The organism is Streptomyces roseochromogenus subsp. oscitans DS 12.976 (genome assembly GCF_000497445.1).
In the GTDB taxonomy this organism is placed as follows: Bacteria; Actinomycetota; Actinomycetes; order Streptomycetales; family Streptomycetaceae; genus Streptomyces; species Streptomyces oscitans.
Window position 1 is genome coordinate 1926519 of record NZ_CM002285.1, and the last position, 9504, is coordinate 1936022.

Genomic DNA, 9504 nt, shown 5'->3' on the forward strand with positions numbered 1-9504 from the left:
CCCGCCCCGCCCCGTAGAGCAGATGTCGCAGCTGCTCCACGGGCGAAGGGTGGAACCGGATGGGTGTCGAGATCTGCGTGGAAGGGCTGACCAAGTCCTTCGGTCACCAGGTCATCTGGGAGGACGTCTCGCTGACGCTGCCCGCCGGGGAGGTCTCGGTGCTGCTCGGCCCCTCGGGGACGGGCAAGTCTGTGTTCCTCAAGACGCTCGTCGGGCTGCTGAAGCCGGAGCGGGGCTCGGTGAAGGTCGCGGGCCAGGACGTCACCCGCCTGCGCGAACGCGACCTGTACGAGGTGCGGAAGCTGTTCGGTGTGCTGTTCCAGGACGGCGCGCTGTTCGGCTCGATGGACCTGTACGACAACATCGCCTTCCCGCTGCGCGAGCACACCCGCAAGTCCGAGAGCGAGATCAAGCGCATCGTCCTCGAGAAGATGGAGATGGTCGGGCTGATCGGCGCCGAGGGGAAGCTGCCCGGCGAGATCTCCGGCGGTATGCGCAAGCGGGCCGGGCTCGCCCGCGCCCTGGTCCTCGACCCGGAGATCATCCTGTTCGACGAGCCGGACTCGGGCCTGGACCCGGTGCGCGTGGCGTATCTCAACCAGCTCATCGTCGACCTCAACGCACAGATCGACGCGACCTTCCTGATCGTCACCCACGACATCGCCTCCGCCCGGCAGGTGCCCGACAACATCGGGCTGCTGTTCCGGCGCGAGTTGGTGATGTTCGGACCGCGCGAGCGGCTGCTGGCCAGTGACGAGCCGGTCGTACGGCAGTTCCTGAACGGCCGGATGCAGGGGCCGATCGGCATGGCGGAGGAGAAGGACGCGGCCCTGGTCGAGCAGGAGCTGGCCCAGATCGACCAGGGCGGCCCGGCCGAGGCCCTGACTCCCCGCCTGCTGCCGAGCCCGGGCATCACCCGCCCGCCCCGCTGGGAGGCGATCGCGAGACGGGAGGCCGAGCTGCACGGGACGGGGGTGACGGGCGGATGAGCCTCTCCCCGACGGGTGCGCTCCGGCACTCGGGCAACCTGTTCGCGATGGCGCTGGACGTCGTGCGCACCCTGCCCCGACGGCCTTTCCAGGCAAGGGAGTTCATCCAGCAGGCGTGGTTCGTGGCGAGCGTGACGATCCTGCCGACGGCTCTGGTCTCGATTCCCTTCGGGGCGGTCATCGCGCTCCAGATCGGCAGCCTGACCCGGCAGCTGGGCGCCCAGTCGTTCTCCGGTGCCGCGTCCGTGCTCGCCGTGCTGCGCGAGGCCTCGCCGATCGTCACCGCGCTGCTGATCGCGGGCGCGGGCGGTACGGCGATCTGCGCGGACCTCGGAGCGCGCAAGATCCGGGACGAGATCGACGCGATGCAGGTGCTCGGCATCGACCCGATCCACCGGCTCGTCGTACCGCGTGTGCTCGCGTCGATGGTCGTGGCCGTCCTCCTCAACGGCCTGGTCTCGGTCGTCGGCGTCGCGGGCGGCTATTTCTTCAACGTCATCCTCCAGCACGGCACACCCGGCGCCTACCTGGCCTCCTTCACCACCCTCGCCCAGCTGTCCGACCTGTGGGCGGCCGAGATCAAGGCGCTGGTGTTCGGGGCCATCGCGGCGATCGTCGCCTCGTACAAGGGGCTGACGGCGAAGGGCGGGCCGAAGGGCGTCGGCGATGCGGTCAACCAGTCCGTGGTGATCACCTTCATGTTGCTGTTCGTGACCAACTTCGTGATGACCGCCGTGTATTTCCAGGTCGTCCCGCAGAGGGGTTAGCCGATGAGACTTCTCGACCGCCCCTTGCGCTCCCTCGAAGAGCTGGGCACCCAACTGTCGTTCTACGGCCGCTCGCTCGCCTGGACCGGCCGCACCCTGCGCCGCTACAAGAAGGAGATCCTGCGGCTGCTCGCCGAGGTCAGCTTCGGGCGCGGTGCGCTCGCCGTCGTCGGCGGCACGGTCGGCGTGATCGCCTTCCTGTCCTTCTTCACCGGCACCGAGGTCGGCCTCCAGGGCTACGCGGCCCTGAACCAGCTCGGCACCTCCAACTTCGTGGCGTTCCTGTCGGCGTACTTCAACACCCGGGAGATCGCCCCGCTGGTGGCCGGACTCGCCCTGTCCGCGACGGTCGGCGCCGGGTTCACCGCGCAGCTCGGTGCGATGCGGATCAGCGAGGAGACCGACGCGCTGGAGGTGATGGGCGTCCCGTCGCTGCCGTTCCTGGTGACGACCCGGATGATCGCCGGCTTCGTCGCGGTGATCCCGCTGTACGTGATCGGGCTGCTGTCCTCGTACCTCGCCGCCCGCACCATCACCACCGGCTACTACGGGCAGTCGACCGGCACCTACGACCACTACTTCCAGCAGTACCTGCCGCCGGTGGACGTCCTGTGGTCCTTCGGCAAGGTGATCGTCTTCGCCGTGCTGATCATTCTGGTGCACTGCTACTACGGCTACCACGCGAGCGGCGGCCCGGCGGGCGTCGGCGTCGCGGTGGGCCGGGCGGTGCGGACGTCCATCGTCGCCATCAACGTCCTGGACTTCTTCCTGAGCCTCGCGATCTGGGGCGCCAACACGACCGTACGGATCTCGGGGTGAACCGGTGAGAACGCTGAGACTCAGGCTGTACGGCATCGCGTTCATCGCCGTACTCGCGTTGCTGCTGTCGCTCGCGGTGGCCGTCTACCGGCAGACGTTCACGTCCGTCGTACCGATCACCCTGGAGGCCGACAGCCTCGGCAACCAGCTCGATCCGGCCGCCGACGTCAAGCTGCGCGGGGTGCTGGTCGGCGAGGTGCGCGAGGTGCACGCGGACGGCACGAAGGCCACGCTCGACATCGCGCTCAAGCCGCAGTACGTCACGTACATCCCCGCCGATGTGCACGCGCGGCTGCTGCCCAAGACGCTGTTCGGCGAGAAGTACGTCGACCTCGTGGCTCCCCCTCACTCCGCCCAGTCGTCGGCCCGGCCCATCCGCGCCGGGGACGTCATCACCCAGGACCGTACGCGGGTGGGCATAGAGGTGCAGCAGCTGATGAACGACCTGCTGCCGCTGCTGCGTACCGTCCGGCCGGGTGAACTCAACGCCGCCCTCTCGGCGTTCGCCACCGCACTGGAGGGCCGCGGCGACCGGATCGGCGACAACCTCACCCGGGTCGAGGGCTATCTGCGCCGCCTCAACCCGCACATGCCCTCCCTCAAGGAGGACATCTCGCGGTTCGCGGACGTCGCCCAGGTGTACGGCGACGCCGCACCCGACCTGATGCGGATCCTGCGCAACACGGTCACCACCAGCCGCACGATCGTGGCGAAGCAGGACCAGCTGGCAGCGGGGCTCCGCTCGACCGCCGCCGTGGCGAGCACAGCGGACGACTTCCTCGCCGAGAACGGCGACCGGCTGATCACCCTGGGCCGGGTCTCCCGCCCCACGCTGGAGCTCTTCGCCCGCTACTCCCCCGAGTACCCGTGCCTGTTCCAGGGCCTGGTCCGGCAGGAGAAGGCCTCGGAGGACGCGTTCCGGGGCGGGGAGATGCGGATCACCCTCGAAGTCGTACGGCCGCAGGGGGCGTACCGGCCCGGTGAGGAGCCGGTGTACGGCGAGCACTCCGGCCCGGACTGCCGTGGCCTGCCGCACCCGCAGGTGCCCGGACCGAAGCCCCATCTCGACGACGGTACGTCCGCCCGGAGTTCGGACGGCTCACTCCCCGGAGGTGTCAACGTGTCCGCCACCGCGGCCGAGCAGCGAGCCGTCGGCTCGCTCGTGGCCCCCGTCATGGGCGTCCCCGCCGACCAGGTGCCGCCCGTCGCGACCCTGCTGTTCGGGCCGCTCGCGCGCGGAACGGCGGTGAGTGTCGCATGAGCAGGGCAGGAGCCCGGCAGACCGCCGGCCCGCTGATCAAGTTCAGCCTGTTCGCGCTGGTCACCAGCGCGGCGACGGCGTTGCTCGCCGCCACCATCGTCAACGTCTCCTTCACCCCGAAGGACACCTACCACGCGGTGTTCTCCGACGTCACCGGGCTGGAGACCGGCGACGACATCCGGGTGGCCGGAGTGCGGGTCGGGGAGGTCGAGGGCATCCGGATCAAGGACCGGACCCTGGCCGAGGTCACGTTCACCGTCACCGCCGACCGGCCGTTGCTCGCCGGCACCCACGCGGTCGTCCGCTACCGCAACCTGGTCGGGCAGCGGTACATCGCACTGACCGAGGGCACCGGTGACGTCAGCAGGCGACTGCGGCCCGGCGGCACCATCCCGCTGTCCCGGACCCAGCCGGCGCTGGACCTCAACGCCCTGCTGAACGGCTTCAAGCCGCTGTTCGCGGCGCTCAGCCCGAACGACGTCAACCAGCTCGCCACCGAGATCATCCAGACCCTCCAGGGCGAGGGCGGCACGGTGAACAGCCTGCTCGCGCACACGGCCTCGCTCACCACGACCCTCGCCGACCGCGACCGGCTGATCGGCTCGGTGATCGACAACCTCAACACCGTCCTGGGCACGCTCGACAAGCGCGGCTCCCGCTTCTCCGATCTGCTCACGCAGCTGCGCCGGGTGATCTCGGGGCTGTCCGCCGACCGCAAGCCCATCGGGGAGTCCCTGGTCAGCATCGGCGATCTCACGGACGTCACGGCGGGGCTGCTGAAGGACGCGCGTCCACCGCTGAAGGACGACATCGCCGGCCTCGGCGATCTCACCGGAACGCTGAACGACAACCAGACCACCGTGGAGGGCGTCCTGAAACGGCTGCCGAACAAGCTCAACAAGCTGACCGGGACGGCGTCCTACGGCTCGTGGTTCAACTTCTACCTCTGCGACTTCGACGGCCGGATCGTGCTGCCGAAGACGAAGCAGGTGATCACCCCGGAGCTGCACGTGGCACGGGCGAGGTGTGGCGGATGACCATACGTGTCCCACGGCGGCGTCGCCCGGAGCCCCTGGTGAAGGTACGGGTCCTGCCGCCGAGGCTGCCGGGACGCCCCCGGCGGCCGAGGCGCACGGCGCACCCCGAACCCATGGTGAACGTACGCATCCTGCCGCCGAAGCTGCCGCGGCTCCTCCCCCGGCTGCCCCAGCGCAAGACCCGCCCCCAGGCCCTGGTGAAGGTACGCGTCCTGCCGCCGAAGCTGCCCAGGATCCGGCTCAGGCGCCCTCGGCTGAAGCCCTTCCGTGAGCGCAACCCGGTTGTCGTGGGCGCCGTCGGCCTCACCGTCCTCGCGCTGCTCACCGTCGCCGCCTTCAACGCCGACAGCCTGCCGCTGATCGGCGGCGGCGACACGTACAGCGCGGCCTTCTCGGAGGCGGGCGGGCTCAAGCCGGGCGACGAGGTACGGATCGCCGGCGTCAAGGTCGGCAAGGTCGAGGACGTCGGCCTGGACGGCGACCACGTCAAGGTCACCTTCAAGGTGAAGGGCCACCCGGCGTTCGGCACCGACACGGGCGCGTCGATCCGGGTCAGGACGATCCTCGGCGCGAAGTACCTGGCCCTCTCCCCCAACGGACCCGGGCAGTTGAAGCCGGGCAGTGAGATCCCGATCGGGCGGACGGTGTCGGCGTACGACGTCGTCCAGGCCTTCAGCGACCTCACGACCACCACCGAGGCGGTCGACACGGACCGGCTCGCGAAGGCGCTGGACACGATCTCCGCCACCTTCCAGGACTCGCCCGCGGAGGTGCGGGCGTCGATCAAGGGACTGTCGCGGATCTCCCGGACCGTCGCCTCCCGTGACAAGGCGCTGCGCGGGCTCCTCGACCACGCGAACGGGGTCACCAAGGTGCTGGCCGGCCACACGAAGGACTTCTCGGCATTGCTGAAGGACGGCGACGCGCTCTTCAAGGAGATCGCCGAACGGCGCGCGGCCATTCACCAGCTGCTCAAGAGTTCCGCGCTGCTGGGCATCCAGCTCTCCGGCCTGGTCGACGACAACGGCAAGCAGATCGGACCGGCCCTGAAGAACCTCGACACGTTCGTGAACATGCTCGAACGCAACCAGGCGAGTCTCGACCGCAGCGTCAAGCTCCTCGCGCCGTACGTGCGGCTCTTCACCAACACCCTCGGCAACGGCCGCTGGTTCGACTCCTACGTCCAGAACCTGGTCGCCGCCCCGGTCACACCCCGGACGGGAGGCACCCGATGACCCGCAGACTCCTGGCCCTGTTCACCGCGCTCGCGGTCGTCGCAGGCCTCGCCGTCGTCCTGTGGCCAGGCCCCGACCCCGTCCGGGTCACGGCGTACTTCCCGCGCACCGTCGGCATCTACCCCGGCTCGGACGTCCGCGTCCTCGGTGTCCGCATCGGCGAGGTCAGGAAGATCACGCCGGAGGGCGGCCGGGTACGGGTGGAGCTGGAGTACGACCGGGGCCGCAGGGTCCCCGCGAACGCGCAGGCCGCCATCATCAACTCCTCGGTGGTCAGCGACCGTTATGTGCAGCTGCTGCCCGTGTACCGGAAGGGACCCGTACTGCAGGACGGCGACGTCATCCCCGAGTCCCGTACGGCCGTCCCCGTCGAGCTGGACCGGATCTTCGACAGCCTGCACACCACCGCGGAGGCGCTCGGCCCGGACGGAGCCAACAAGAAGGGCTCGCTGTCCCGCCTGCTCGGGGTGAGCGCCGACAACCTCCGGGGGCAGGGCGAGAACCTCAACCAGACGGTCGGGGACCTCTCCCAGGCGGTCACCACGCTGTCCGACGGGCGCGGCGACCTGTTCGGGACCGTGCGGAACCTGCAGGTGTTCACGGCCGCGCTGGCGGCGGACGACACCAGCGTGCGGTCCTTCGACACCGACCTGGCCGACGTGGCCGGGCAGCTGGCCGGGGAGCGCAAGGATCTCGCGGCCGCGCTGAAGTATCTGGCCGCCGCACTCGGTGACGTGTCCGGCTTCGTGAAGGGCAACAAGAAGGCGCTGACCTCGGACGTACGGGGCCTGGCCAAGGTCACCAAGGTGCTCGTCACCCAACGGGCCGCACTGGAGGAGCTGTTGACCGTCGCGCCCACCGGCCTGTCGAACCTGCAGAACGCCTACAACCCCGCAGCCGGCACCCTCGACACCCGCAACAACGCACAGACCTCCCAGGACCCGGCGTCCCTGCTCTGCTCGATCCTGAGGACGACCGGGGACGAGGGCGGCAAGAACCCCGACTGCACGGAGCTGAGGAAACTCTTCCAGTCCCTGCCCGAGGTGCCGTCGGCACCGGCGGTGACGGGCACGGTCGACAAGACCCTTGGCGGAATCCTGGGGGCACGGGCATGAGCGTGCAGCGCTTGGCACGGGTGGCCGCCTGGACGGCGGTCGGCTCACTGCTGCTGACCGGCTGCGAGTTCAACGGCTGGTACGACATCCCCCTCCCCGGGGGCGCCGCCTCGGACGGCCACGCCTACCACGTCACCGTCGAGTTCCGGGACGTACTGGACCTGGTGCCGCAGTCGGCGGTGAAGGTGAACAACGTCACCGTGGGCACGGTCGAGAAGGTGGAGCTGGACGGCTGGCACGCGCGGGTGCGGCTCAGGATCGCAGACTCGGTGAAGCTGCCCGGCAACGCGGTCGCCGACCTGAGGCAGACCAGCATGCTCGGCGAGAAGTACGTGGCCCTGTCCGCGCCGGCCGGCACGCCACCCGTCGGACGGCTCCGCGACGGCGACCGCATCCCGCTCTCCCGCAGCGGCCGCAACGCGGAGGTCGAGGAGGTGCTGTCGGCCCTGTCCGCGTTGCTCAACGGCGGCGGGGTGGCCCAGCTGAAGACGATCACCGTCGAGCTGAACAAGGCCCTGAACGGCCGTGAGGACCGGGTCAGGTCGCTGCTGAAGCAGCTCGACACGTTCCTCGGCAGCCTCGACGACCAGCGGGACGAGATCGTGCGCGCGCTCAAGGGCGTGGACCGGCTCGCCGAGCGACTGAAGAAGGAGAACAAGACGATCGCCGTGGCCGTCGACACCATGCCGCCGGCCCTGAAGGCCCTCGCCGACCAGCGCCGCGACCTGACGAAGATGCTCACCGCCCTGGGCAAGCTCGGCACGACCGGCACCAGGGTGGTGAACGCCTCCCACGACGACACCGTCGCCAACCTGAGAAGTCTGCAGCCGATCCTGCAGGAGCTGAACAAGGCGGGCGACGACCTGCCCAACTCGCTCGAGCTGCTGACCACGTATCCGTTCCCGCGCAACGTCACGGACGCGATCAAGGGCGACTACGTCAACCTGAAGATCACCGCCGACCTCGACCTGGCGGGCATCTACGGCAACCTCAACGGCAAGCCCGGCAAGGGCAGGAGCACCCCGACGCCCGGGACCCCGCGTCTTCCAGGCGTCCCCACGCCCGCCCCCCTGCCGTCCCTGCCGGCCACTCCGTCCCTCCCGTCCACCCCGTCCGCGCCCCCCGTACCCGCCGTGCCCTCGCAGCCCTCCGACGGCAGCACCGTGCTGTGTCCGCCGGTGTGCACCGCGGGCTACGACACCGGGGACGGCGCGCGTCGCCTCCCTCCCGGGGTGGACCTCGGCCTGGCCGAGCTGATGCTGAAGGGGATACTGCCGTGATCACACGTACGGTCAGGGCCCAGCTGCTCGCCTTCGCGACCGTCACCGCCCTCGGAGTGTCGTACGTCGGCGCCCGGTACACGGGCCTGGTGGACGACGTGCTGCACCGCGGGTACACCGTGCGCGCCGACTTCGCCGAGTCCGGGGGCGTGTTCCCCGGCGCCGAGGTCACCTACCGCGGGGTGCCGGTGGGCCGCGTGGGCGATCTGCGGCTGACCGGGTCCGGGGTCTCGGTGGCGCTGAAGATCGAGGACGGCGCCCCGAGGATCCCGGCCGACACGCTCGCGGTGATAGCCGACCGTTCGGCGGTGGGCGAGCAGTACGTCGACCTCCAGCCGCGCGGGTCGGGAGGGCCGTACCTCATCGACGGCAGCCCCATCCCGCGCAGCCGCACCCGGACCCCGCTGCCGGTCACCGACTTGGTCCTCAGCCTCGACCGGCTGGTCAACTCGGTCGGCAAGGACGATCTCCGGGTCACCGTCGACGAGCTGGGCAAGGCGTTCGCCGGTACCGGGCCCAACCTGAGCCGTCTGGTCGACTCCGGCAACTCCCTGGTGGAGTCGGCGTCCGCGTCGCTCCCGCAGACAGTCTCGCTGATCGAGGACTCGCGGAAGGTGCTCAAGACCCAGGCGGACCAGGGCTCGGCCATCAAGTCGTTCTCCCGTGATCTGGCCTCGCTCACCGAGCAGCTGAAGTCGAGCGACGGTGACCTGCGCCGGCTGATCGGCAACACGGTGCCCGCCACGCAGGAGCTCGACTCCCTGCTGAAATCCACCCGGCCGCAGGTGCCGGTCCTGCTGGCCAACCTCATCAGCGGCGGCCAGATCACCCTGGCCCGGCTGCCCGGCGTGGAGCAGGCCCTGGTCACGCTCCCGCTCACCGTGGCGGGCAGCTACACGGTCATCCCCGGCGACGGCACCACCCACTTCGGGCTGACCGTGAACGCCGGCGACCCGCCCGCCTGCACCCAGGGCTACGGCACCCAGCGCCGCGACCCCGCC

General features: G+C 70.1%; 9 protein-coding genes. All 9 read left to right on the forward strand.

Annotated elements, in window-relative coordinates; genetic code table 11:
• Nucleotides 1-59 precede the first annotated feature (59 nt).
• On the forward strand, nucleotides 60-989 hold the full coding sequence (locus M878_RS58395; RefSeq protein WP_023545775.1) for an ABC transporter ATP-binding protein: 930 nt from the start codon (nucleotides 60-62) through the stop codon (nucleotides 987-989).
• Nucleotides 986-1756, forward strand: coding sequence for an MlaE family ABC transporter permease (locus M878_RS58400; RefSeq protein ID WP_023545776.1), 771 nt, complete (start codon nucleotides 986-988; stop codon nucleotides 1754-1756). The genes M878_RS58395 and M878_RS58400 overlap by 4 nt, the downstream gene beginning before the upstream one ends.
• A gap of 3 nt (nucleotides 1757-1759) precedes the next feature.
• A complete protein-coding gene (locus tag M878_RS58405) occupies nucleotides 1760-2575 on the forward strand; it encodes an MlaE family ABC transporter permease (protein WP_031224546.1) in 816 nt (271 codons plus the stop codon).
• Between the two features lie 4 nt (nucleotides 2576-2579).
• Complete coding sequence (locus M878_RS58410; protein ID WP_023545778.1) at nucleotides 2580-3836, forward strand: MCE family protein; 1257 nt, start codon at nucleotides 2580-2582, stop codon at nucleotides 3834-3836.
• A complete protein-coding gene (locus M878_RS58415; RefSeq protein ID WP_023545779.1) occupies nucleotides 3833-4873 on the forward strand; it encodes an MCE family protein in 1041 nt (346 codons plus the stop codon). The genes M878_RS58410 and M878_RS58415 overlap by 4 nt, the downstream gene beginning before the upstream one ends.
• Before the next feature lie 113 nt (nucleotides 4874-4986).
• Nucleotides 4987-6108 (forward strand): MCE family protein, encoded by a 1122-nt coding sequence (locus M878_RS58420; protein ID WP_023545780.1) that lies wholly within the window; start codon nucleotides 4987-4989, stop codon nucleotides 6106-6108.
• Nucleotides 6105-7223, forward strand: coding sequence for an MCE family protein (locus M878_RS58425; RefSeq protein ID WP_023545781.1), 1119 nt, complete (start codon nucleotides 6105-6107; stop codon nucleotides 7221-7223). The genes M878_RS58420 and M878_RS58425 overlap by 4 nt, the downstream gene beginning before the upstream one ends.
• The gene (locus tag M878_RS58430; RefSeq protein WP_031224549.1) at nucleotides 7220-8503 is read left to right on the forward strand and encodes an MCE family protein; all 1284 of its coding nucleotides are present in this window, start codon (nucleotides 7220-7222) and stop codon (nucleotides 8501-8503) included. The genes M878_RS58425 and M878_RS58430 overlap by 4 nt, the downstream gene beginning before the upstream one ends.
• Nucleotides 8500-9504: MCE family protein (locus M878_RS58435; protein WP_023545783.1), on the forward strand; the 1005-nt coding region annotated here is incomplete at its 3' end. The genes M878_RS58430 and M878_RS58435, both read left to right, overlap by 4 nt.

What these genes read in the sequence shown, in the direction of transcription:
- M878_RS58395 (WP_023545775.1), top strand. Translation starts at nt 60, where the DNA reads ATGGGTGTCGAGATCTGCGTGGAAGGGCTGACCAAGTCCTTCGGTCAC.
- M878_RS58400 (WP_023545776.1), top strand. Translation starts at nt 986, where the DNA reads ATGAGCCTCTCCCCGACGGGTGCGCTCCGGCACTCGGGCAACCTGTTC.
- M878_RS58405 (WP_031224546.1), top strand. Translation starts at nt 1,760, where the DNA reads ATGAGACTTCTCGACCGCCCCTTGCGCTCCCTCGAAGAGCTGGGCACC.
- M878_RS58415 (WP_023545779.1), top strand. Translation starts at nt 3,833, where the DNA reads ATGAGCAGGGCAGGAGCCCGGCAGACCGCCGGCCCGCTGATCAAGTTC.
- M878_RS58420 (WP_023545780.1), top strand. Translation starts at nt 4,987, where the DNA reads ATGGTGAACGTACGCATCCTGCCGCCGAAGCTGCCGCGGCTCCTCCCC.
- M878_RS58425 (WP_023545781.1), top strand. Translation starts at nt 6,105, where the DNA reads ATGACCCGCAGACTCCTGGCCCTGTTCACCGCGCTCGCGGTCGTCGCA.
- M878_RS58430 (WP_031224549.1), top strand. Translation starts at nt 7,220, where the DNA reads ATGAGCGTGCAGCGCTTGGCACGGGTGGCCGCCTGGACGGCGGTCGGC.